Source organism: Sulfurimonas lacustris, assembly GCF_059705355.1.
This window is the reverse complement of the sequence record NZ_AP046125.1, coordinates 1150449-1173858: the sequence shown is the minus strand read 5'-3', so window position 1 is coordinate 1173858 and position 23410 is coordinate 1150449. Positions and strand designations below refer to the sequence as shown.

The window sequence follows — 23410 nt, the reverse complement described above, 5'->3', positions numbered from 1 at the left end:
ATCGCTTTTATAATTATTGCTTAGTTAGAAAAGAGATTTTATCATGCTTGGGCTTTGAACTTGATAAATAACTTTTTGAAAATATTATTTTATTTAATGATAGCTACAGATGACAAAGTTAAGTTTTATGACCAAAGTGTTACAATTCGCTTAAAAAAGGCTCTTTTTTGGGTGAAATCGTCAAACTTTTGCGGGTACAGCACTATATAAAAAATCTTTTTATCTTTTTGCCGCTTCTTTTTTCGTTCTCATTTACCGACACAGAGGGCATCAGAGATACTTTTTTTGTTTTTCTTCTCTTCTCTTTGCTCGCAAGCAGTGTTTATATTTTCAATGATTTTTTGGACATCAACGAAGATAGAGCGCATCCTACAAAGAAAAATCGTCCGCTTGCAAGCGGGAGTGTCTCAAAAAAAAGCGGAGTTTTGCTTATCATCGCTCTTAGCGTGGTTTCTCTTGGGCTCTCTTTGCTGCTTAGTACGACTCTTTTTGGTATCTTGCTTCTCTATTTTGTTCTCAATATTTTTTACAGTATCAAGCTCAAACATATCGCTATTTTAGATATATTTATCATTGCTTCTGGGTTTGTTTTGCGCCTTGAAGCTGGCTCTAGCGTTGCAGATATAGAGCTCTCTATGTGGATTACTTCTATGACGTTTCTTCTTGCCCTCTTTCTCGCACTTGCCAAAAGGCGCGATGATGTGCTTCTTGCTTTGGACGGGCAGCAGACACGCAAAAATATAGACGGATATAACTTAGAGTTTGTTAACGCCTCTATGGTTTTGATGGCGGGAGTAGTTATCGTGAGCTACATCATGTACACCATCTCGCCTGCGGTTACGGCAAGACTTGGCACCGAGTATCTCTACCTTACCTCTTTTTTCGTCATTTTGGGCATTTTGCGCTACATGCAGATAACATTTGTCGAGGAAAATAGCGGAAGTCCTACGAGAGTGGTTATCAAAGATACATTTTTGAAGCTCACTATCTTTTTTTGGCTTCTTAGCTTCGTTGGGATTGTAAAACTAACATGATTGCACGCTACGCCATCTTTGCACTGCTATCTACTGCCCTTAACCTCTTTTGTCAGTATCTCAGCTTTGCACTCTACGATGGTTTCTTATCGCTCTATGTTGCGATGTTTGCGGGTACTTTGGCGGGGCTGGTTTTGAAGTACATCCTTGACAAAAAGTACATCTTTTTTCACACTCCAAAAAGCAGAGCCGATGATGGCAAAAAGTTTTTTCTCTACTCGCTGATGGGAGTTTTCACTACCTTTATCTTCTGGGGTTTTGAAATTGGATTTGACATACTTTTTGAGAGCCAAAATGCGAAATATGCGGGTGCGCTGGTGGGTCTTGGCATAGGCTATATAGTGAAATATTTTCTTGATAAAAAATTTGTATTTAAGGATAGCAATGAATCTCTTTAGCTGGGGCATGTACCCAAAGATAAAAAGTAGTGTGTTTTCACTCAGAGATACACAGAGTTTGCGTGCGTACGCCGAAAAAATAGAGGAGTTTATCCCCTATGGCAACGGCAGAAGCTACGGAGACAGCGCACTAAATGACAATATACTTTACGCCAAGTCATACAATAACTTTTTAGCTTTTGACGCTCAAGAGGGCATACTTGAGTGCCAAGCGGGAGTGCTCTTAAGTGAGATACTTGACGCATTCGTAAAGCGTGGATGGTTTTTAAAAGTAACCCCAGGGACAAAACTCATAACCATCGGCGGAGCGATTGCAAGCGATGTTCACGGCAAAAACCACCACGTCGAGGGGTGTTTTAGCGAGTGTGTCGAAGAGATGACGCTTATGTTGCCAGATGGCGAGATAAAAAGCTGTAAAAAAGGGGATGCGCTTTTTCATGCAACTTGCGGGGGCATGGGACTTACTGGAGTGATTCTTAGTGCCAAAATTTCGCTCAAGAAGATAAACTCCAAGCATATCAACCAAACAACCATCAAAACCAAAAACCTCAAAGAGACTTTTGAAGCATTTGAAAAATACGAAAATATGCCCTACTCTGTGGCGTGGATAGACTGCTTGGCGCAAAACGAGGAGATTGGAAAGTGCCTTTTAATGGTCGGTGACTTTGCCAACGACGGCGATTTGGAGTACAAAAGCAAAAAGAAGTTCACCATTCCTTTTACATTCCCATCCTTTGCGCTTAACAACCTCACAGTAAAGGCTTTTAACTGGCTCTACTACGCAAAAGCGCCAGAGGGTGTCTCCAAACAAAAAGTGGATATTGACACATTTTTCTATCCGCTGGATGCCATCGGGGATTGGAACAAGATTTACGGAAGCGGCGGTTTTACGCAGTATCAGTTTATCCTGCCAAAAGAGAGCAGCTATGAGGGTTTAAAAGAGATACTCGGCAAAATTTCAGCTTCGGGCAAGGGCTCTTTTTTGGCGGTTTTAAAACTCTACGGCAAAGCAAACGACAACTACCTCTCTTTTCCTATGGAGGGCTACTCGCTCGCACTTGATTTTAAGATAGAAGCTGGACTTTTTGAGCTTTTAGATACACTTGACGAGGTTGTCGTGCGCTATGGCGGACGCATCTATCTAACCAAAGATGTGCGTGTAAGCCGTGAGACGTTTGAAAAAGGGTATCCGTTTATCGAGACATTTCGTACATTCAGAAAAGAGAACAACATGGATAAAAAACTACAATCACTCCAGTCAAAAAGGGTCTGCATATGAGTTATATTCTTATCATCGGTGCAAAAAGCGACATTGCAAAAGAGGTCGCACGCGTCTATGCCAAAAACGGCTACAACCTCTATCTTGCGGCAAGAGAAAGTGTCTCTTTGGAAGATTTGAAGCAGGATATCACACTTAGAAGCGGCGTAGAAGTCGTGCTCAAAGAGTTTGACATTACCGACTTTACTTCCCATGAGAGTTTTTATGGCTCACTTGAAGAAAAACCCCTCGGCGTTATCGTTGTCTCTGGCTACATGGCAGAACAAAAGAGCGCACAAAAAGAGTGGAGCGAAACACTGCAAACCATCAATGTCAACTATACGGGAGCGGTAAGCATCCTTAACATCATCGCAAATGATTTTGAGAAAGAGCGACGTGGTTTTATCGTGGGGGTAAGCTCTGTTGCGGGCGATCGCGGCAGAAAAGCAAACTATATCTACGGAAGTGCGAAAGCGGCTTTTTCAGCGTATCTTAGCGGTTTAAGAAACAGGCTTTACGAGAGCGGCGTGCAGGTTCTTACCGTCAAACCTGGATTTGTACATACTAAAATGACCGAGCATCTCGACCTTCCGCCAAAACTCACCGCAACTCCAAATGAGGTGGCAGAGGATATCTTTAACGCACAGCAAAAAGGGCGCAACGTCCTCTACACAAAGCCTATTTGGATGATTATTATGCTTATTATCAAGCATATCCCAGAGTTTCTATTTAAGAAAATGAGCATATGACAGAGCGTTACAGAAGAGAACTCTCTATCCTTACGGGGATTTTCGCCTTTAAGATTTTAATTCTTTGGCTACTTCCGCTAACAGGCGATGAGGCGTACTTTATCAAATGGGCGCACAACCCAAGCATGGGCTACTACGACCACCCGCCGATGGTTGGATGGGTGCTTTATGTTATGAGTTTTGTGAGTGATTCACATCTCTTTTTTCGCTCTTTTGCTCTCTTGAGTACCTTTGTGGCGGCGTTTGTGCTCTACAAAATCGCTCTGCTTTACGCCGTAGAGCGACAAAGAGCACTTTACACCTCCTTTCTCTTTTTAGCCTCACCTGTTGACTTGCTGCTAGTACTTATGACCAACGATGTCGCCCTGCTCTTTTTCAGCTCTCTTGGAACGCTCTTTTTGCTCTATTCGTTAGAAAAAAAAGAGTGGTTTGGCTATGCACTCTTAAGCGGAGTTTTTTTAGGCGCAGCATTTTTGAGCAAATATTTTGCCGTTTTTCTGCTCTTTTCGCTGCTGTTTTTCTCTCTTCTCACATACAGAGCCAAAGCCCTAAAAACAGTAGCGGTTGTCACATTTATAGTCCTGCTTTTTGTAGCGCAAAATCTCTACTTCAATTACAACAGTTGTTGGAATAACATCCTCTTTAACTTCTTTGCAAGAACTGAAGATAGCGTCTATGGCATAAGCACTGTTTTGGGTTACTTTGGGCTTCTTCTCTACATAGTCACACCGTGGGGGTTTTACTTTTTACTCAAAACAAAGTTTGAAAAAACAACACTTTTAAGGCTGCTTACGCTTATCTTAAGTGTTGCGTTTTTTGTCTTTTTTGTAGTCTCGCTCAAAAACAACATCGGACTACACTGGTTTTTACTATTTACACCCTACATCTTTTTGCTCTTTAGTTTTATACAAATGGAGCGTTTGCAAAAACTCTTTAACTACAACGCCATCTTTACATCGCTTCATATCATCATTGTAGTAACTGCCCTTTTACTTCCAACCTCACTTCTCAAAGAGCATAAAAAATACTCGGATATCGTGATGTACACCCAGCCAGAGAGCATCTGCAAAAGCCTTGAAGCATTTGATGATGAGAGAATTTTTACACTCAGCTACTCAAGCGCATCACTGTTTTCACACTTTTGCAAAAGAGAGTTCACTGTTTTGTTTAACAACTCCAAATACGGTCGTCTTGATGATAAACTCCTCGATGTGCGGGAACTAAAAGGCAGAGATATTACCCTCTTTCACAAAGCCCCAATTGAAGAAAAACTGCTTACGCAAGCTTGCAACTCTTTCTCACTGGAGAGTTTTAAGAGTGATGGAGCGACTTTTTACACCGCAACATGCAAAGGTTTCAACTATGAGTTTTACAAAAAAAACTATCTTGATGTCCAAAACGAGAAGTTTTACAGCATCCCATCATGGCTTCCTGTGGGAGCGTGCTACTTTAAAGAGAGGTATGATACAAAATGAATCTCGCACTTTTTGATTTTGACGGAACGCTCAGCTCCAAAGACTCTCTAGGAGAGTTTTTAAAGTACGCTTCAAGTAAAAACAGCTACTTTTTAAATATGGCAAGGTTTCTACCATATTTTGCACTCTGGCAATTACGCATCATCTCAAACTCCAAAGCAAAAGAGCGTCTTTTCTCCCTCTTTTTTAAAGGAGCAAACGAAGAGATTTTCAAGCAAAAAGCAGAGGAATTTTCACTCCAAAAACTAGACACCATCATCGACGAAAAGAGACTGCAAATACTGCGAGAGCATCAGGCAAAAGGCGACAGAGTAGTTATCGTCTCTGCCTCTATGGAGTGCTGGCTTGCACCATGGTGCAAAAGAGAGGGCATAGAGCTTCTTAGCACACGCTTAGAGTTTACAAAAGGCGTATTTAGCGGCTATTTTGCAACAAAAAACTGCCACGGCACAGAAAAAGCCAGACGCATACAAGAGCATTTAGATATTAAACAGTATGAAACCATATACGCCTACGGTGACAGCTCAGGAGACAACGAGATGCTCGCACTTGCGCATAAAAGTGTACGCTTCTAGGCAAGAAAAACAAAAGGAGTATTTTTGTACTATTCTACTCATTAAAACAAAGGAAAATATCTATGAACGCTTCAAATAATCTTGCAATTCAAGAAGATGAAATCGATTTGAGAGAACTTTTTAGAACTCTTTTTAAAAATAAAAAAATTATAATTATCATAACACTTCTTGTAACTCTTAGTGCTTTAATTTATGCTTTTACAGTACCTAAAGTATATGAAGCAAAAGCAGTCCTCAAAATAGGTGAGTACAAACTTGCTAATACTAATAATACTAATAATAATCATATTATAATAGCTGACAGTTCCGAACTTTCTAAAGAATTAGAGATACTATTTATAGATATTTTGAAAAATCAAAAAGGTAGGGAATCAAAAATTGAGAGCATTATAGTACCGAAAAATCAAAAAAACTTTTTAGAAATTATTGCTAATGGCTCTTCAAATGAAACTGTGCAAAGAGAAGTACAAAAAGTAATTGACTATATTCAAAGCAATCACAAAAAAATACTTGATGATGTAAAAAATCTTCATGAAACCAAAGCAAAACAGGTAGAAGGTAAGATTTCACTTTTAAAAGATAAAACTCTTCCAACACTTCAAGAAAAAATAGATAGATACAAAAAAGATTTAACACTTTATGAACTAAATTTTTTGGATATCCAAAATAATCTTAAAAAAATAAAAGATTCAAATCCTACGCTTGCCGCACTACAGATTAATGAGCAAAGATACTTATCTGATATTATCGTAAAACTGAAAGACTCGCTTGAAGTTTTTGAAAATGAAAAAAATAATATTGAAGTTATAGAGCTAGAAAAGCTTAATGAAGAGTTAAAAACTTTACAGGTTTTAATGGAACCGTATAATTATAAAAATACAGAAATAGTAGGTTCGGTTATGACGAATGACTATCCTGTTAAACCAAAGAAAAGCCTAATTGTTACAGTCGCCTTTGTAACAGGTTTCATCATGTCAATATTTTTTGTATTTTTCTTAGAATTTATAAGAAATGAGAAAAAGCACCAACTACAATAAGTGCCTATCTCAACCACTCTTTACCATTCTTTTTGTATAATCTCCTAATTTTTAGTAAAAGAGAATCATAATGTTAGAGTATCAAACCATAAAAAATTGGCTGTTCAAACTTGAACCGGAGAGTGCACATATGCTTGCGGAGTGTGTGCTTAGAGCTCCAAATATCTGCCCCATACCTTTCAACCCTTTTTTAGAGTCCCATTTTGTTACCAACCCTGTCCTAAAGCAGGAGCTTTTTGGGCGTACTTTTCATAACCCTGTCGGGCTTGGTGCGGGATTTGACAAAAATGCGACGATGATTCGCGGTATGCAGATACTTGGATTTGGTTTTACGGAGATTGGTACGGTCACTCCAAAGCCACAGGCGGGCAACCCAAAACCGCGTATGTTTCGCCACATCGAGGAGCAGAGCATCCAAAATGCGATGGGATTTAACAACGACGGTCTTTTGAAGGTTCAAAAGAGACTCAAAGAGCGTTTTCCTTTTACGACGCCTATCGGGATAAACATCGGCAAAAATAAAGTGACACCGGAGAGTGAAGCCATCAATGACTACACAGCTCTTATCAAAGCACTTCACACGCTTGGCGACTACCTTGTTATCAACATCTCCTCTCCAAATACTCCGGGTTTGAGAGATTTGCAAAATGAAGAGTTTATCACAAGACTTTTTGAAGAGGCAAAAGCGATAACCACAAAACCGATTTTGCTAAAAATCGCACCTGACATGAGCGTGGAAGATGCGGTTGCGCTTACATCTTTGGCAGTTGCAAAAGGGGCGGACGGCATCATCGCCACCAACACAACCATCGACTACTCACTTGTTAAAAACCCAAAAAGCATTGGCGGTTTGAGCGGTGCGGTGCTTAAAGAGAAGAGTTTTGCTATCTTTGAAGCGATTGCAAAAGAGCTTTTTGGCAAAACAGTGCTTATCTCTGTAGGCGGTATCGACTCTGCTGCCGAGGTTTACAGACGCATAAAAGCTGGAGCTTCACTTGTAGAGATTTACAGCGGACTTATCTTTGGCGGTCCGGATATGATTAAAAACATCAACTTAGAGCTTACAGAGCTTATCAAGGCTGATGGATACGCAAACATCACAGAGGCGATTGGCGCAGATAGAAAATAGCATGAAAATTTTCTTAGCACTTACACTCATTATAGGGACACTTATGGCATCATCACTACCAAAATACGAAACAAAAACCCTTGAAAATGGGCTTCAAATCGTTGTTATTCCGATTCAAAACGGCACGGGCGTTATTAGTACAGACATTTTTTACAAGGTTGGAAGCAGAAACGAGGTGATGGGCAAAACTGGCATCGCACATATGTTAGAACACATGAACTTCAAATCTACAAAAAACCTTGACGCTGGCGAGTTCGACAAAGAGGTAAAGAGTATTGGCGGTGTAAACAACGCATCTACAAGTTTTGACTACACGCACTACTACATCAAGTCAAGCACACAAAATCTCGACAAATCACTTGAACTCTATGCCGAACTTATGCAAAATCTCAAACTAAAAGATAAAGAGTTTCAGCCAGAGCGTGATGTAGTGGCAGAAGAGAGACGCTGGAGAACAGAAAACTCACCCATGGGTTACCTCTACTTTGCACTCTTTAACAACGCTTACGTCTATCATCCATACCACTGGACACCTATTGGCTTTATGAACGACATAAAAACATGGACGATTGATGATATAAAAGATTTTCACAAAACATACTATCAACCGACAAACGCTATTTTGATGGTGACAGGCGATGTTGAACCTGAAGAAGTTTTCAAAAAAGCAAAAAAGAAGTTTTCTCACATCAAAAACAAGGCAAAAATCCCAGAGTTAAAGTTCGTAGAACCTGAACAAGAGGGAGCAAAAAGAGTTACTATCCACAAAGAGAGTGAAGTTGAAATGCTAGCGATAGCGTTTCATATACCGAACTTTCAACATGAAGACCAAATCGTACTCAACATGATTTCAGAGATTCTATTTTCAGGAAAAAGCTCAAGACTTTATCAAGAGCTTATCGAGAAAAAACGCCTTGTCAACAACGTCTATGCTTATAATATGGAAAATATAGACCCAGGACTTTTCATCTTTTTGGCGACTTGTAACCCTGATGTTAAAGCTGAAGATGTAGAAAAAGAGCTAGTTAAGCAGATAGAGCTTCTAAAGAAGAAAAAAGTAGATGCAAAAGAGATAGAAAAGGTCAAAATCAACACAAAAGCGGAGTTTATCTACTCGTTAGAGAGTTCAACCTCGGTTGCAAACCTCTTTGGAAGCTACCTTGTGAGAGGCGATTTGACACCGCTTCTAACTTATGAAGAAAATATAGAAAAAATTACGCAAGAGCGAGTTTTAGAAGTTGCGCAAAAGTACTTCAATTTTGACAAATCAACAACACTTATTTTAAAAAAAGGAACGAAATGAATATCGTAACCGGTTCTACAACCGCCCTCATCACACCATTTAAAAACGGCAAATTAGATGAGCAAACTTACGCAAAACTGATCCAAAGACAGATAGATAACGGCATTGATGCCGTCTGCCCAGTAGGAACAACCGGCGAGAGCGCGACACTTACATATGCGGAAGATAAAAGATGTATTGAGATAGCAGTAGAGGTATGCCGTGGCACAAAGACAAAAGTTTTAGCAGGTGCGGGAAGCAACGCAACGGCAGAAGCCGTAGAAGCGGCAAAAACGGCACAAGCGTGCGGCGTGGATGCTATATTTTCAGTTGCACCATACTATGTAAAACCATCTCAAGAGGGACTTTACCAACACTACAAAGCAATCGCCGAGTCAGTTCCCCAGATGCCATTTATGCTTTACAATGTCCCAGGGCGCACAGTTGTTGACATAAGCGCAGATACAGTTATAAGACTTTTTGACGATGTTAAAAACATCTACGGCATCAAAGAGGCGACTGGAAGTTTGGAGCGTACCATAGAGCTTCTCTCTCGCAGACCTGAACTTAAAGTATTTAGTGGTGATGATGCTATCGACTACCCTATTCTCGCAAACGGTGGAGCGGGGATTACCTCTGTTACTTCAAACCTCTTGCCTGATTTGAAAAGTGAGTTGGTGCGTAAAGCTTTAAACGGTGATTTTGCAGGAGCAAAAGCACTCAACGATATGCTTTTTCCTATAAATAAAGTTCTCTTTTTAGAGTCAAACCCTATCATGATTAAAGCTGCTATGTACGTCGCAGGGCTTATTGAGACGTTGGAGTACAGACTTCCTTTAGTTGCTCCAAGTGCGGAAAATTTGAAAAAGCTTGAAAGTGTTATGAAAAACTATGAGATAAAAGGACTTTAATATGAGTGAGAAAAGTATGCAGGAAAAAACTCTTTTTGTAAGCGGCGGAACACGTGGGATCGGAAAAGCAATCGTCTATGCGTTTGCCGCTAAAGGGTGTGATGTAGCTTTTACATACGCAACAAAAGCGGATGCGGCAAATGAGATTATTGCAGATGTTGAAGCAAAGTATGGTGTAAAAGCAAGGGCTTACAAACTAGATATTCTCGAGCCTGAGACATACAAAGATGTTTACACAGAGTTTGACAATGATTTTGAGCGACTTGACTTCTTCATCTCAAACGCCATCATTTCGGGGCGTGCAGTTGTTGGAGGGTTTGGTCCGTTTATGAGACTTAAGCCAAAAGGGCTGAACAATATCTACACGGCAACAGTTGACGCATTTGTTGTTGGCGCACAAGAGGCGGCAAAGAGAATGGAAAAAGTTGGCGGCGGAAGCATTATAAGTATGAGTTCAACAGGCAACCTTGTTTACACTCCAAACTATGCAGGTCATGGCACAAACAAAGCGGCGGTTGAAGCGATGGTGCGCTATGCGGCGGCTGAGCTTGGCGAGAAAAACATAAGAGTAAATGCGGTAAGCGGCGGACCAATCGACACAGACGCACTCAAAGCATTTCCAAACTATGAAGAGGTAAAAAGCGAGGTTGTAAAACGCTCTCCGCTCTCTCGTATGGGCGAAGCTGAAGATTTGACGGGTGCATGTCTTTTCTTGTGTAGCAATGACTCTTCATGGCTTACAGGACAGACTATTGTGGTGGATGGCGGTACGACGTTTCAATAATTTTTAATAAATATTTTTCAATTTTTTTGAAAAATATTTACTCACATAATGCTATCATCCACCTTATGAAAAATATGCAAAAACTCATCGAACCGCTCAATCTTATCTACTATGAGTATGACAAAGAGACAAACTCATTTTTACTTGACCAAAACTACTCTAACGAGCATATTTTTGAAGAGCTTATCAAGATAACCTATATCTTAAGCAAACAAAACATCAACTTTTTTGTAGATGAGAACAAATCTTTGGTACTCAACAGCAAGGACACCCTTCTTGCAAAAACCAAGAGAATCATAGGTTCAGTTGTGCAAAATTTTAAAAACAATTCACTTCCCATTTACGTACTTAATGACAAAAAAGTCAAGTGGGCAAAAAATCTGCCAGTTATCAAGATAGAGACTATCAAATGTGATATCGATTTTTCTTCCTACGATGCGCTTATTTTTACTTCAAAAAGCGCCATCTACTCGCTTGATTCCTACAACCATAAGTGGAAATCAAAACCGCTTTATGTCATCGCACCTCAAACAGCCAAAGCAGCGAGCAATTTAGGTGGAAAGATAAAGTTTGTTAGCAAAGAAAAGCATGGAAATGAGTTTGCAGAAGAGTTGCTTCCGCTGCTCAAAAACAAAAAAGTACTCTATATCAGAGGTTCAAAAATAGTCTCAAACTTAGTTGAAAAACTCAATGCAAATAGTGTCATTTGTGATGAAGCGATTGTCTATCAAACAGTATGTGTCGCATTTAAAAAGAAGATTGTATTACCAAAAAAATCAATCATTATCTTCTCATCTCCATCAACCATAGAGTGTTTTTTGAAAAATGCACTCTGGGATAAAAGCTACACTGCCATATCTATCGGACACACTACACAAAAGTATTTTCCACCCTACATCACCCCTATTGTAGCAGAGACAACTTCATTTGATTCATGCGTCAAAAAAGCAATAGAGCTTATTAATAATAGCTCTGTATAATATTTTCATATATTCTTAAGGAACAAAAAATGCAAAAGATTACAAAAACGATTTTAACAGTTGCTATGCTCAGCTCTGCTCTTGTAGCAGAAGCGACTCTTCCACCGCCAGTGCAAGATGTTGTAAAAATGGAAAAGCTAGCAGGTCCAGCGGGTCCTTTTACCACAAAAGAGAACTTTCCAAAAGATTACTTTTTGATGCCAAAAAATCTTCCTTATCTTGTTGGCATGACACTCTATGATAACTCAAGCGCAAATCTCAAACTCTCAAAAGAGCAAATAGACGCGATACTAAAAATCAAAGAGAACCTTATGAGCAAAGCAGTAGATAAAGCGCTTGTTATCAAAAAACTTGAGCTTGAGATGATGCAGCAAATCTCTTTCAAACACAAAGGTCCAAAAGCAGCAGATTTTTACCCAAAAGTGGATGAGATAGCAAAACTAAGAGCAGAACTGACAAAAATCCATTTAGATTGCATAGAAAAAGTAAAAGCAGTTCTCACTCCAGAACAGTTTGAAGAGATGCTTGATTATGGGGTTGTCAATATGTTTTAAACAAGTAGTCCAAATCAAAAAAGGAAGAGCAAAACTTCCTTTTTTTGATTTTACTGCACGACGATAGACTCTTGCGCTCCGATATATGCTTTGGTTGCTTCCTCGGAAGTGATTTGTAACTTCTGCGCTATTTTAGGGCTGATAACATAACTTATCCATGTTGTTTTGATTTCATCCCCTTTTTGAAGTTTTGGTACACTGTAGTGAACTGTTTTTGCACTCATTGCTTTTAGGTTTTGGTTGAGCATATAGTCAGTTGCTGTATGTGGCATAGCAGGTTTTCCTTCACTATCTTTAAAGGCAACTATAAATGTAGCCTCTTTGTCCTCTTGAGGGCTCTCTTTAAAGTTACTCCAAATAACCTCTCCTTTTCTTGTAACAACTGTTTTTGCAAATTTTAGACGCATTGGATGCGTGATGATTGCGTGCCCCATTTTGTTGACTATGGTAAGCTCTATCGTATCATTTTTGTAAGCAAGTTCAAGTTTAACAGTTTTTTTGACCATCTCATCTGAGCGGATACCAAGAAAGTTGTGCGTTGCGTACTCATCTCTGCCTTTTTTGTTAAACTTCTCATTGCCACCAGAAGCTTTTGGCATATGACACCCTATGCAATCACTTGTTTTATCGTATTGGTCTTTTGCATTACAGACTTCAAAGCCAAGGTCATTCTCTTTGTGAGAGTGACAACCCATACACACTTCACTATTTTTATAAATCTCATTATGCTCAGCATGGTGCTTATCGCTTGAATCTGGATTGTTGAGATTTCCAAACATCGTAGGCTTGTCATCACCTAATGCGCTTGAAAAGTTTATATTGTAAGCCTTTGCATAATGCACTTTGCTGATTTGATGGCAGTAAAAACAAGAGACGCCATCACTCTGTCTAACATCTTTTGGGTCTGGCTCCTCTGTTCCGCGAATCACTGCTGAGAGATTTTTAGTAGAGGGCATATGGCATAAAGCACAAGAATAGTTTTTCTCTCCAGAGAGCTCTTTTACTTTTCTATGTATCTCATCACTGAAAAGTGATGATTTGTGATGCATCGATTTTGTATGCTCTGCATAGATATCTTCATGACACTCTTTGCATGATTTACTCTCCAAATATTTTGCTTCAGATGCTACAAATAAAAATAGCAACAGCAGTATAATCCTCTTCATTAGAACTCCATTTTTTGTTTTGTGAAGATTATACTATAAATTTTTTATAATTATTATTTTTTAAAATTATATTTATGCTATTTTTTAGTAAAAGCCTCATTTCTACTCGTTATGATATTCATGCTTGAAATGGTTTTTAACAATCCTGCCTCTTCAACATAGTAGGGCTGCTCTTTTCCAATCTTTAAAGTGCTGAAAATTGGCTTTCCTATGACTATTCTTCCCTCGATGCCATCTTGCTTCGTCTTAATGCCCCAAACATTGTGAAATACGACAATCTCATTCTCATATGTACCTACATAGAGTACAACATGCCCTTTTTTATAAAGAATAGTTTGAAAAGGAACGGCGTTTTCTTTGATGGTTTTTATCTTCTGCTCATCATCCAAATCTTTCAAAGAGATGATTTTTCCAACTCTGCCCTGCTGATAGGAGTTTCTAGGAAGCCAGATACCAAACGGTGTGAACATATCCCTTAGTGTTGAGGAGCAGTCTCTTTGTTCATACATCCCGCCCCAACCGTAGTTTGTCTTTGAAACTTCACTTATTGCTTTTGTCAAATTGTCCGCACTAAATGGTAAAATCTCTTTTGTAGCGATTTCTTTTGGGATTTTTGTATCTATCAAAACGGCTTTTTGCCCATTAACACCTGCTTTTGCAACTGTAACCGTGTAAGATGTTTCATCTTGGGCAACATAAGGCAGCACCATACCGATTTTTGATAAAAATAGAAAATTACCATCCATATCATAGATAGCTTCACCCTCTTTAATGATTGCCAATTGCACTCTATTTTGCCAAAAATCTTTTTGTGTATCTTCTAAAATAACAAACTCATGCGCTCTTACCCATCCAGATGCAAAAGAGGCAAAAACATACGCCCACTCTCTGTTTTTTGAGTAGTGTGAGATGAAGATAGGCGCATTTGCGTGAACAGTGCTATTTTGAAGATAGTCAAAGGGAAAACCCTCTCCTGCAAGCGAGGGGTCTCTTAAGAGCGGTCGGATAGTCGGGAAAACTCTCAAATTTAACTCTCTGAGCGTTAAACCTTTTGCATTGAGTGTGCCATACGCATCAAAATTTGCATTTTCTAGCATCGTATCAAAAAAGCTCTGGTTGAGTTTTTGTAGATTTTCTCCATAGCTGCTTGATGGACGATATGTGTTAAACGCCCATTTTATAGACTCTAACTTCTCTTTAGGCTGCTGCATATTCCAGATATGAAAATGCATATTGTTGTAGTTTTTTTGAATCTCATAAAGTGAAACGTTGTCATCAATTTTTTTGGAAAAATATGCCGCATCTTGCGGGATGCGCTCCAAGTCGGCTATCTTTGACGATTCCAAAAAACTTTTTTTAGCGTCATGTACAGCACACCCTCCAAGCAAAAACAGCATCAAAACTATCCATAAATTTTTCATCTGCATCACCATCAGTCAACACTTCCAAATCTGCTTACAACTCTTCCGATAACTTCAATCTCATTTTGGTGTAGTGTTTGCGTAGCATAAACAGGGTTATCAGAGATGATATCTACTCTGCCATCGAGCCTTTTTTGAACTCTTTTTATAAAAAGTCCAGCCTCAGTTCTTATAGTAAAAATCCCACCCCTTGCCAAATCTGTTTTGGCCCTGTTTACAAAAACAACATCGTTATAGCTAAATGTCGGTTCCATCGAATCACCCGTTACATTTATGGCTTCTATGTTCTTAAGTTCTCTCTCGCCGCCAAGCATCATTACAAACTCCTGCGGTATTTGTATCATCTGATTTCCCACGTCATCAGAGTCAGCCCCACCGCCAGCCGAAGCACTGATTTGGTCAAAATATCTCACCATGAAGAATCTGTTTGTTGCCGCAACAAGGCTCTCTGGCGATTGTCCGTAAAGCAACCAGTTTATAGAGATAGATTTGAGAGCACAAAAATCTAAAAGTTCTCCAAAAGGAACCTTGTTGCGTTTTTTCATCGTTGCAAAATTCATTTGAGAAATTCCCAAAATATCTGCAACATCCTTGTCGTATATCTTTTTTCCGTTAAACTCTGTGGAGACTATACTTTTAATCTCCTCTACTATATCAAGAAAACTTTTCATGCTACACCTCGGCAAAATGGCTAAATTAATATCATTATAATACTTTTTTCAATTTTAGTCAAAAAAAGTATGACAATTTGCAATATTTTTTGGTTGTTTATAAAAATATATATACTATTTGAAATAAAAGATAAAAGGATTAAAGATGAAAATAGTAGTAAACAACGCAAAAAGCTTATTGGAAAAGTTTGAAAATTCTCTTGAGAGACTAGCAGAAATCCTATTTTAAGCTCTCTTGCTCTCTCTCTTTTGCTTTGCGTTCATCTGCTTCTCTTTGTGCTGATTTATTTTTATGGTATCCGCCAAAAACAAAAATCATAAAAAGTAAAAAAAGAAGTAACATAACAATGTCAACAAATGTGCTCATATCTGCTCCTTAAAAAGAGTGTAGTTTTGTCTTATCGCCTCATAAAGCACGATGCCTGTGCTTATGGCAAGGTTGAGACTTCTACCCTCTTTTGTCATTGGTATGGTGATGTTTTGCTCTTTGTAGCGCTCAAGGATATCATGTGGTATCCCTGCTGTTTCGCTGCCAAAAAAGATGTAATCTCCGTCTTGAAACGTTGCATCAAAATAGGGTTTGTCTGTTTTTGTCGTAGCGAAATGAGCGTTGTTTGTGATGGGGTTGTTAGCAAAAAAATCATCCAAACTCTCCCAAACATGCAAATCAAGCTTATGCCAATAGTCAAGTCCTGCGCGGCGCACTGCTTTTTCGTCGATATCAAAAGCTATGGGTTTGATGATATGCAAAGTAGCCCCCGCATTGACGCAAAGCCGCCCTATGGCGCCTGTGTTATTTGGAATCTGTGGATGAACAAGTACAAGATGAAACAATGCTAACCTTAAAAAATAACTGTTTTATTTGCATAAACAAAAATTCTGTCCTCAAGTGCAAGTTTAAGCGCACGGGAGAGAACCACTTTTTCCACATCTTTGCCCAAGCGCTGCATATCTCTCCAGCTGTAGGCGTGGTTGACATGGATGACTTCTTGAGCGATAATTGGACCCTCATCAAGGTTGTTGTTTACAAAATGCGATGTTGCACCGATAATTTTTACGCCTCTCTCGTATGCTTGTTTGTAAGGATTTGCCCCGATAAATGCAGGCAAAAAGGAGTGGTGGATATTGATAACCCTGTTTTCATACACTTCGACAAACTTTGGAGTTAAAATCCTCATATATTTTGCAAGGACAATATAATCTATCTCTTCAAACCCTGCCAAACACTCTAAAATCTTCTCTTCATGCTCTTCTCTGCTTAAGCCCTCATGCGAGATTTTGATAAACGGGATATCAAACTTTGCAACAAAAGAACCCAAATCACCATAGTTTGAGATAACCGCCAAAATGTTTGCTTCAAGCTCTCCTGCTTCATGGCGCACAAGTATATCGCCGAGTGCGTGCATCTCTTTTGTTGCCATAATGACAATATTTTTCTTTTTTGGAGCGATAACTTCGATATTGGCATTTGCAGGCATAACTTCACAAAGAAGCTCATAGAGTTGGTTAAGATCAATCTCGCCCTCCACAACGCTTCTCATGAAAAATTTATTATTCTGGGCATCAACAAACTCGCTATTTGAGAGGATATTGAGATCATTATGGTAAAAAACGCTTGATACTTTGTGTACCAACCCCTTTTCATCATTTGCATCTATGAGTACTCTGTATTGGTTCATTTGCGATTTCCTTTTTCTAGCTCTTCTACTCGTGAATCGATGGTTACTAAAACATACTCTAAAAAGTTAAGCGTCATATCTACTTTGGCTTCTATATTTGTGTTATTTGGTGCTTGAAATCCCTCAAAAAGAACAAGTAAACGCTCCCGCATAGATACTAAAAACATCATCTCACTGCTTAATGCTTGCTCTTGATCTGGCTTTGGTTGGATTTTGTTCTCTTCTTCTTTTGTTGTGAGCTTAAAATCACTTCTGCTTATTTCGTCGTTCATTTCATGCTTAGTATCTTCTAGCTCTGCCAAGGTTGAGAGAATGACATCTTTTAGTTCCATAGTTTTAGCAACCACCTTTCAAATTCATTAAACTCTATATCATCCTGCATTTTTACAAAGTACTCTTTCATTTGAGAGTTGACATTCAAAAATTTTTTTCTCATGCCAGAGAGTCTTCGTATTGCGATTTTGGCGTCACTGTTTGAGGAGTCTTTTTTTAAAATCTCTTTATAGATTTCAAGCGCTTCCTCTTTGAGACCTTGTAGCTCATAGATATTTGCTAATGTGAGTGTCTTCATTTTGCCGCATAATTAGCGATGATAGAGCCCATTTCACTAGTAGAGCAAACCTCTTTGGCATCATACTGAGCCAAATCTTTTGTTCTATACCCCTCTTTAAGCGCTCTCTTTACGGCAGCGTCTATCTTGTCTGCTGCAACATGTTCACCAAGTGCATAGCGTAACATCATAGAAGCAGATAAAATCGTTGCGATAGGATTTGCTATCCCCTGCCCTGCGATATCCGGTGCAGAACCGTGGATAGGTTCATAAACACCTATTTTAGCACCAACCGAAGCTGATGGAAGCAGTCCGATAGAGCCTGAGAGCATACTTGCCTCATCGCTCAAAATATCTCCGAAAATATTTCCCGTAAGCATAACATCAAACTGTCTAGGGTCACGGATAAGCTGCATTGCGGCATTGTCAACATACATGTGAGAGAGTTCTACTTCAGGATACTCTTTTGCCACCTCTGTCACTACCTCTCTCCAAAGCTGCGAAACATCCAAAACATTTGCTTTATCGATAGAACAAACTCTTTTGCTTCTCGTCATAGCGATTTTAAATGCTTGATGAGCGATTCTGACAATCTCTTCACGGGTGTAAACCATAGTGTTCCACCCTTTGTTCTCATCACGCCCTTTTGGTTCGCCAAAATAGATACCGCCGATAAGTTCACGAACCACCATCAAATCGACACCTTTTACAACTTCAGGCTTAAGTGATGAAGCATTGATAAGCTCGTCAAAAACAGTTGCAGGGCGAAGGTTTGCATAGACACCAAGCTCTTTACGGAATCTTAAAAGTCCGCTCTCTGGGCGTTTTTCACGAGGAAGATTGTCCCATTTTTGTCCACCGATAGCACCAAAAAGCACGGCATCACTGTTTAGGGAGATGTTGATAGTCTCTTGAGGAAGTGGGTCACCAGTAATATCGTAAGCACAACCGCCCATCAAAGCCTCTTCATAAGAGAACTCTATATCGCAACATGAAGCCACGGCATCCAAAACTTTTACAGCCTCATCTATGATTTCAGGACCGATTCCATCGCCTTTGATAAGCGCAATTTTATATGTTTTCATTACTTTCCTTTGATTTCGTTTTGTGCATAATTCATAAGTCCGCCAGCATCGATGAGTTCTTGCATAAATGCAGGAATCGGGATAAATTTATATATTTTTCCTGTTGTTTGGTTGGTTACTGTCCCGTTGTTCATGTCAACACTTATCTTATCACCTTCGGCTATCTCGTCACTCTCTTGAAGTTCAAAGATTGGAAGCCCCATATTAAACGCATTGCGGTAAAAAATCCTTGCAAAAGTCGGAGCGATAACCGCGGCAACACCAGCGGCTTTAAGTGCTATGGGTGCGTGTTCACGAGAACTTCCGCAACCAAAATTTTCACCAGCAACGATAACATCGCCTCTGCTCATTTTTTTTACAAATTCAGGGTCTGCATCTTCCATAACGTGCTTTGCCAGCTCCTCAGGAACAGATGTGTTTAAATAGCGTGCTGCAATAATCAAGTCTGTGTCGATATCTTTTCCAAATCTCCAAACTTTTCCATCAATATTTGCTTTTTGCATAGAAATTCCCAACTTTACTTTGAAATAATTTCGGGATTATAGCTAAAACGATATTTTAGTTTTATAAAGAGCTAGTCATTAAAGGTAAAAATAGCGTGATATTGATTAGTATCACGCTGCTAAAAGGAGGTTATTATCTTTTGAGGTTGTTCACTGTTTGGAGCATTTCATCACTTGTTGTGATGACTTTAGAGTTTGAATCATAAGCGCGTTGACCTGTGATAAGGTCGGTAAGTTCAACAACAAGTTCTACGTTGCTTAACTCCACAAAACCTTGTCTCAAAACTCCAAGACCGTCTATCCCCGGAGTTCCCTCAACCGGTTGCCCTGAACTGTCGGTTTCTAGGTAGAGGTTATCCCCCATAGAGTGAAGACCCGCTGGGTTGATAAAGTTTGTAAGCGTAACCTGCCCTACCTGCGTTGCTTGCGCTTGTCCTGGTTGTACGACACTTACCGTTCCATCTGTACCGATACTTACATTTGTAGCATCAGGCGGGATGACAACTTCTGGAACAAGTCTGTAACCGTCACTATTTACGATAGAACCATTCTCATCGACTTTAAATGCACCGTTTCTTGAGTAAACTTCACTTCCATCGGGCAGTTCAAGCTTAAAAAAACCTCTTCCAGTAACAGCCATATCGAGTTGATTATCCGTCTGTTTTAAACTTCCCTCAGAAAATATCTTGTTGATTGCAGTAGCGCGCACACCAAGACCCACTTCTATGCCCGTAGGGCTTTTTGTGACATCACTTGTGGATGTTCCTGCGTACTCCATGACTTTATACATCAAGTCGGCAAACTCTGCACGAGACTTTTTAAAGCCGATAGTATTGACGTTGGCAATATTGTTTGCCGTAGTATCGATTTGTGTCTGCATTCCTAACATTCCGGTAGAAGCAGTATAGAGTGATTGCATCATGGTTTAACTCCTTAAGATTTTCTAGCAATTTTTTCAATTGCGTCACGGTTCATATCGTTCATCTGTGTATCCATAGCTTTTTGGTACATTCCCACTAAACGGTTTGCTTCTATAAGCTGTGTCATCATCTTTACGGCATTGACATTGCTCTTCTCTACAAATCCTTGCAAAACTGCATCACTATCCTCGATGTTGGCAAATTCATTCTCGCCTTCGTATCGGTAAATACCATTTCCCTCTTTTTTCAGAAGTGCTATGTTGTCAGGTTGCACAACAAAGAGTTTTTGCGCAGCTTCAAGCCCCATACCATTTCCAGTATTGGTAAATATCTGCCCATTTTTGTCTATCTCGATAGCATTCTCACCCTGATTGAGCACAATCGGTTGATTGGATACAAAATAGTCGCTTGGTAAAACTTCATACCCCTGCTTTGTGATAAGTTTGCCCTCATCATCTTTTGTAAACGTTCCATCTCTTGTCAAACGAACACCGTTTGGAGTTTTTACTAAAAAGAAGAGACCCTCTTTTGAGAGAGCCATATCCAAAGAGTTGTCGCTTTTTTGCATGTTTCCAAGCGAATAATCAGTAAATTCATCGACAACCTGAGGAGCTTTGTTCATCGCACGGTTTAAAAACTGTGCCGCTTCTTTCGTATGGTTCGCATTTGGAAGCTCATCTCTCGCCTCTTTGTAGAGACGCAAAAAATCTCCGACGACAAGAGTATCCTCTTTAAAACCGGCTGTATTGACATTTGCAAGATTGTTTGCAATGGTGTCAAGTCGGTTAAACTGTGTCACCATCCCCGCTGCCGAAGAGTAGTATCCGCTTTGCATAGCATGCCTTTTTCGAAATATAGCAACTAAAAGCAAAGTTTGTTCCATTTTTTTGCTTCATATGTTTTTTCTCTAAAGCTTGACTTTATATATATATATAATATCGGTTATTTTTATTTCTGTATTTTTTAACAAAAGGTAACAATTTGACATCATGTTTAAACGAGTTTTCTACAACAATAAAAGTTAATGGCTCTATTCTAATAGTAGAAGATTCGGCACTCTTCAACAACACTCTACGTAAAAATCTAACAGCATTAGGATACGAAGCAAAGGGTGTGTACTCACTAGAAGAAGCACTTTTAGCTATTGAGGAGGCTTCTTTTGATTTAGTTATTTTAGATTTGCATCTACCCGATGGAGAGGGAGAAGACCTACTTCAAAACTTAAACGCCAAACAAAAACTAAAAATCATTGTTTACACTTCGGATTTAGATAGGGAGCGCAGAAACGAATGGTTTAGGTATGGAGTGCTTGGATACCTATCTAAAAATGACCCCTTTAATTTTATAATCCAACAGATAGACAGCACAATCAAAGCAATACAAGAAAATATAAATTACAATATTTTGATAGTTGATGATTCAGTTGTTGTTAGACGACAAGCCACTTCATTGCTATATGCTCGCAACTATCAAATCACTATGGCAGCTAATGGTGCTGAGGCTATAAAAGCCATCGATACACAGGAGTTTGATTTAGTTTTGCTAGACCTTGAACTACCCGATATGAACGGTGAAGATGTTTTAAAATATCTTAAGAAAAACAGCTCGTCCATGGATGTTCCGGTACTTATTATGACGGGAAGATATGATGCCAACACAATTGGAAAGTTGATAAAACAAGGAGCAAATGAGTTTTTCACAAAACCTTTTATCCCCGAAGAGCTACTTTTAAAAATCGATTTTTGGATTGATTCAAGACGTAAATCAAAGCAACTTTTATGTGAACAAAAATTACTTAAAGAGTATAAAAATGCCATTGACAGAAGTGCGATTGTTTCAAAAACCGACAAAAAAGGAATCATTACTTTTGTAAATGATAAGTTTTGTGCTATTTCCGGCTACACCAAAGAGGAACTCATAGGCAAACCACATAATCTCATTCGCCATCCAGACATGCAAAAAGAGGCGTTTGAAGAGCTTTGGAGGACAATCAAGAGTGGGCAAGCTTGGGAAGGTTTAGTTAAAAACCTCAGGAAAGATGGTTCTACATACTGGGTTCATGCTGTAGTTAGCCCTATCGTAGATTTGAATGGAGATATCGTTGAGTATATGTCTATACGAACTGATATTACAAGCACTCAAGAAGAAAAAGAGTATATAAAAAATGAGCTAGGTATAAAAACAGCCGATTTTGACGAAGCGCGCCACCTTACTAAAGAGTATGAAATCGCAATGGACGCAACACTTGCCGTAGTGAGAACTGATACAAGCAATATCATTACATATGCCAATAACACAATTTGTAAGTTAAGCGGCTATACTAAAGCAGAGCTCATCGGGATGAACTGTAAAAAACTAAGGCATCAGCATCACATAGACAACCAAGATTGCGATAATTTAAAACATGCTTTACTTCAAAAAGAGACAGTAAAGATGCGCTTTCATAATCTCTCAAAAAATAAAGAGGTCTATTATGTAGATGCAACTGTCATCCCAATCACTGATATACATGGAAACATTCACGAGTATTTGCACTTGATGTGCAATGTAACAGAGCTTGTAGAGTTACACAATGAGATGGAAGACACACAAAGAGAAATTATCTATAAAATGAGCGAAGTTGGGGAGAGTAGAAGCCAAGAAACAGGTAATCATGTCAAGCGTGTTGCAGAATACTCAAAACTACTTGCTCTAAAAGCGGGACTTAGCCTTGAAGAGGCTGAAATGGTTTTGATAGCGTCACCCATGCACGACATCGGCAAAGTTGGTATCCCAGATGGCATCTTAAAAAAACCCGGAAAACTCGATGCGTATGAATGGGAAATCATGAGAAGTCACTCTGCCATGGGTTATGAAGTTTTAAAATCATCACAAAGACCCATACTAAAGGCAGCCGCGACTATTGCCTATCAGCATCATGAAAAATATAATGGCAGTGGGTATCCCGTGGGAATTTCAGGTGAGGATATACATATTTACGCACGTATAGTTGCAATAGCTGATGTTTTCGATGCGCTTGGCAGTAACCGCGTTTATAAAAAAGCATGGGAGCTTGAAAAAATAATTGAGATGTTTAAAGAAGAAAAAGGGAAACATTTTGATCCAAAATTAATCGAATTATTTTTAAACCACATAGAGGATTTCTTGGCAATTCGCGATGAATTTAAAGATTAATTGCCAAAAAAAGCATCTTTGCTAAAACAAAATTTGTCATAGACAAGACCATAAAAAGAATTAAGCAAGATTATT

Annotated in this window: 26 protein-coding genes; 14 read left to right on the top strand and 12 right to left on the bottom strand. The window is 39.1% G+C overall.

Features of this window, described 5'->3' with window-relative positions; translation table 11 throughout:
• Nucleotides 1–167 precede the first annotated feature (167 nt).
• From AC6H4V_RS06160 to AC6H4V_RS06100, 13 genes are all read left to right on the top strand, one after another.
• Nucleotides 168–1034: a decaprenyl-phosphate phosphoribosyltransferase gene (locus AC6H4V_RS06160; protein WP_497606143.1), complete on the top strand. Its 867-nt coding sequence runs from the start codon at nucleotides 168–170 to the stop codon at nucleotides 1032–1034.
• Nucleotides 1031–1432 carry a GtrA family protein gene (locus tag AC6H4V_RS06155; RefSeq protein ID WP_497606142.1) on the top strand — a complete coding sequence of 134 codons (402 nt, stop codon included), beginning with the start codon at nucleotides 1031–1033 and terminating at the stop codon, nucleotides 1430–1432. The genes AC6H4V_RS06160 and AC6H4V_RS06155 overlap by 4 nt, the downstream gene beginning before the upstream one ends.
• The gene (locus AC6H4V_RS06150) at nucleotides 1419–2711 is read left to right on the top strand and encodes an FAD-binding oxidoreductase (protein WP_497606141.1); all 1293 of its coding nucleotides are present in this window, start codon (nucleotides 1419–1421) and stop codon (nucleotides 2709–2711) included. Before AC6H4V_RS06155 ends, AC6H4V_RS06150 begins: the two co-directional genes overlap by 14 nt.
• Entirely contained in the window at nucleotides 2708–3439 is a 732-nt protein-coding gene (locus AC6H4V_RS06145) for an SDR family oxidoreductase (RefSeq protein ID WP_497606140.1), read from the top strand. Before AC6H4V_RS06150 ends, AC6H4V_RS06145 begins: the two co-directional genes overlap by 4 nt.
• Nucleotides 3436–4914: an ArnT family glycosyltransferase gene (locus AC6H4V_RS06140; protein ID WP_497606139.1), complete on the top strand. Its 1479-nt coding sequence runs from the start codon at nucleotides 3436–3438 to the stop codon at nucleotides 4912–4914. The genes AC6H4V_RS06145 and AC6H4V_RS06140 overlap by 4 nt, the downstream gene beginning before the upstream one ends.
• Complete coding sequence (locus AC6H4V_RS06135; RefSeq protein WP_497606138.1) at nucleotides 4911–5489, top strand: HAD family hydrolase; 579 nt, start codon at nucleotides 4911–4913, stop codon at nucleotides 5487–5489. The genes AC6H4V_RS06140 and AC6H4V_RS06135 overlap by 4 nt, the downstream gene beginning before the upstream one ends.
• 62 nt (nucleotides 5490–5551) lie before the next feature.
• Complete coding sequence (locus tag AC6H4V_RS06130; RefSeq protein WP_497606137.1) at nucleotides 5552–6526, top strand: Wzz/FepE/Etk N-terminal domain-containing protein; 975 nt, start codon at nucleotides 5552–5554, stop codon at nucleotides 6524–6526.
• 70 nt (nucleotides 6527–6596) lie between these two features.
• The gene (locus tag AC6H4V_RS06125) at nucleotides 6597–7655 is read left to right on the top strand and encodes a quinone-dependent dihydroorotate dehydrogenase (RefSeq protein WP_497606136.1); all 1059 of its coding nucleotides are present in this window, start codon (nucleotides 6597–6599) and stop codon (nucleotides 7653–7655) included.
• 1 nt (nucleotide 7656) lies between these two features.
• Nucleotides 7657–8958 carry a M16 family metallopeptidase gene (locus AC6H4V_RS06120; RefSeq protein ID WP_497606135.1) on the top strand — a complete coding sequence of 434 codons (1302 nt, stop codon included), beginning with the start codon at nucleotides 7657–7659 and terminating at the stop codon, nucleotides 8956–8958.
• Complete coding sequence (gene dapA / locus AC6H4V_RS06115; RefSeq protein ID WP_497606134.1) at nucleotides 8955–9848, top strand: 4-hydroxy-tetrahydrodipicolinate synthase; 894 nt, start codon at nucleotides 8955–8957, stop codon at nucleotides 9846–9848. The genes AC6H4V_RS06120 and dapA overlap by 4 nt, the downstream gene beginning before the upstream one ends.
• Before the next feature lies 1 nt (nucleotide 9849).
• A complete protein-coding gene (locus AC6H4V_RS06110) occupies nucleotides 9850–10632 on the top strand; it encodes an enoyl-ACP reductase (protein WP_497606133.1) in 783 nt (260 codons plus the stop codon).
• A 26-nt stretch (nucleotides 10633–10658) separates the two neighbouring features.
• Nucleotides 10659–11612, top strand: coding sequence for a uroporphyrinogen-III synthase (locus tag AC6H4V_RS06105; protein WP_497606132.1), 954 nt, complete (start codon nucleotides 10659–10661; stop codon nucleotides 11610–11612).
• A 29-nt stretch (nucleotides 11613–11641) separates the two neighbouring features.
• A complete protein-coding gene (locus AC6H4V_RS06100) occupies nucleotides 11642–12166 on the top strand; it encodes a hypothetical protein (protein ID WP_428730721.1) in 525 nt (174 codons plus the stop codon).
• Between the two features lie 50 nt (nucleotides 12167–12216).
• On the opposite strand, the gene AC6H4V_RS06095 is transcribed toward AC6H4V_RS06100, so the two are convergent.
• The 12 genes from AC6H4V_RS06095 to AC6H4V_RS06040 form a co-directional block, all read right to left on the bottom strand.
• Nucleotides 12217–13332: a multiheme c-type cytochrome gene (locus AC6H4V_RS06095; RefSeq protein WP_497606131.1), complete on the bottom strand. Its 1116-nt coding sequence runs from the start codon at nucleotides 13330–13332 to the stop codon at nucleotides 12217–12219.
• A 77-nt stretch (nucleotides 13333–13409) separates the two neighbouring features.
• Nucleotides 13410–14753 carry an SH3 domain-containing protein gene (locus AC6H4V_RS06090; RefSeq protein WP_497606130.1) on the bottom strand — a complete coding sequence of 448 codons (1344 nt, stop codon included), beginning with the start codon at nucleotides 14751–14753 and terminating at the stop codon, nucleotides 13410–13412.
• Between the two features lie 11 nt (nucleotides 14754–14764).
• Entirely contained in the window at nucleotides 14765–15424 is a 660-nt protein-coding gene (locus AC6H4V_RS06085; RefSeq protein WP_497606129.1) for a LexA family transcriptional regulator, read from the bottom strand.
• Between the two features lie 220 nt (nucleotides 15425–15644).
• Nucleotides 15645–15791: a hypothetical protein gene (locus tag AC6H4V_RS06080; protein WP_428730725.1), complete on the bottom strand. Its 147-nt coding sequence runs from the start codon at nucleotides 15789–15791 to the stop codon at nucleotides 15645–15647.
• A complete protein-coding gene (locus AC6H4V_RS06075) occupies nucleotides 15788–16258 on the bottom strand; it encodes a tRNA (cytidine(34)-2'-O)-methyltransferase (RefSeq protein WP_497606128.1) in 471 nt (156 codons plus the stop codon). The genes AC6H4V_RS06080 and AC6H4V_RS06075 overlap by 4 nt, the downstream gene beginning before the upstream one ends.
• 8 nt (nucleotides 16259–16266) lie before the next feature.
• Nucleotides 16267–17103: a formyltetrahydrofolate deformylase gene (gene purU / locus AC6H4V_RS06070; protein WP_497606127.1), complete on the bottom strand. Its 837-nt coding sequence runs from the start codon at nucleotides 17101–17103 to the stop codon at nucleotides 16267–16269.
• Nucleotides 17100–17435: a CiaD-like domain-containing protein gene (locus AC6H4V_RS06065; protein WP_428730728.1), complete on the bottom strand. Its 336-nt coding sequence runs from the start codon at nucleotides 17433–17435 to the stop codon at nucleotides 17100–17102. The genes purU and AC6H4V_RS06065 overlap by 4 nt, the downstream gene beginning before the upstream one ends.
• Entirely contained in the window at nucleotides 17426–17674 is a 249-nt protein-coding gene (locus tag AC6H4V_RS06060) for a hypothetical protein (RefSeq protein WP_428730729.1), read from the bottom strand. The genes AC6H4V_RS06065 and AC6H4V_RS06060 overlap by 10 nt, the downstream gene beginning before the upstream one ends.
• Entirely contained in the window at nucleotides 17671–18738 is a 1068-nt protein-coding gene (leuB, locus tag AC6H4V_RS06055) for a 3-isopropylmalate dehydrogenase (RefSeq protein WP_497606126.1), read from the bottom strand. Before leuB ends, AC6H4V_RS06060 begins: the two co-directional genes overlap by 4 nt.
• The gene (locus AC6H4V_RS06050) at nucleotides 18738–19241 is read right to left on the bottom strand and encodes a 3-isopropylmalate dehydratase small subunit (protein ID WP_299858347.1); all 504 of its coding nucleotides are present in this window, start codon (nucleotides 19239–19241) and stop codon (nucleotides 18738–18740) included. The genes leuB and AC6H4V_RS06050 overlap by 1 nt, the downstream gene beginning before the upstream one ends.
• A gap of 133 nt (nucleotides 19242–19374) precedes the next feature.
• Nucleotides 19375–20163 carry a flagellar basal-body rod protein FlgG gene (gene flgG, locus AC6H4V_RS06045; protein ID WP_428730731.1) on the bottom strand — a complete coding sequence of 263 codons (789 nt, stop codon included), beginning with the start codon at nucleotides 20161–20163 and terminating at the stop codon, nucleotides 19375–19377.
• An 11-nt stretch (nucleotides 20164–20174) separates the two neighbouring features.
• Nucleotides 20175–20996 carry a flagellar hook-basal body protein gene (locus tag AC6H4V_RS06040; protein WP_497607913.1) on the bottom strand — a complete coding sequence of 274 codons (822 nt, stop codon included), beginning with the start codon at nucleotides 20994–20996 and terminating at the stop codon, nucleotides 20175–20177.
• Between the two features lie 146 nt (nucleotides 20997–21142).
• On the opposite strand from AC6H4V_RS06040, the gene AC6H4V_RS06035 reads away from it, so the two are divergent.
• Entirely contained in the window at nucleotides 21143–23335 is a 2193-nt protein-coding gene (locus tag AC6H4V_RS06035) for a response regulator (RefSeq protein ID WP_497606125.1), read from the top strand.
• The last annotated feature ends 75 nt before the right edge of the window (nucleotides 23336–23410 follow it).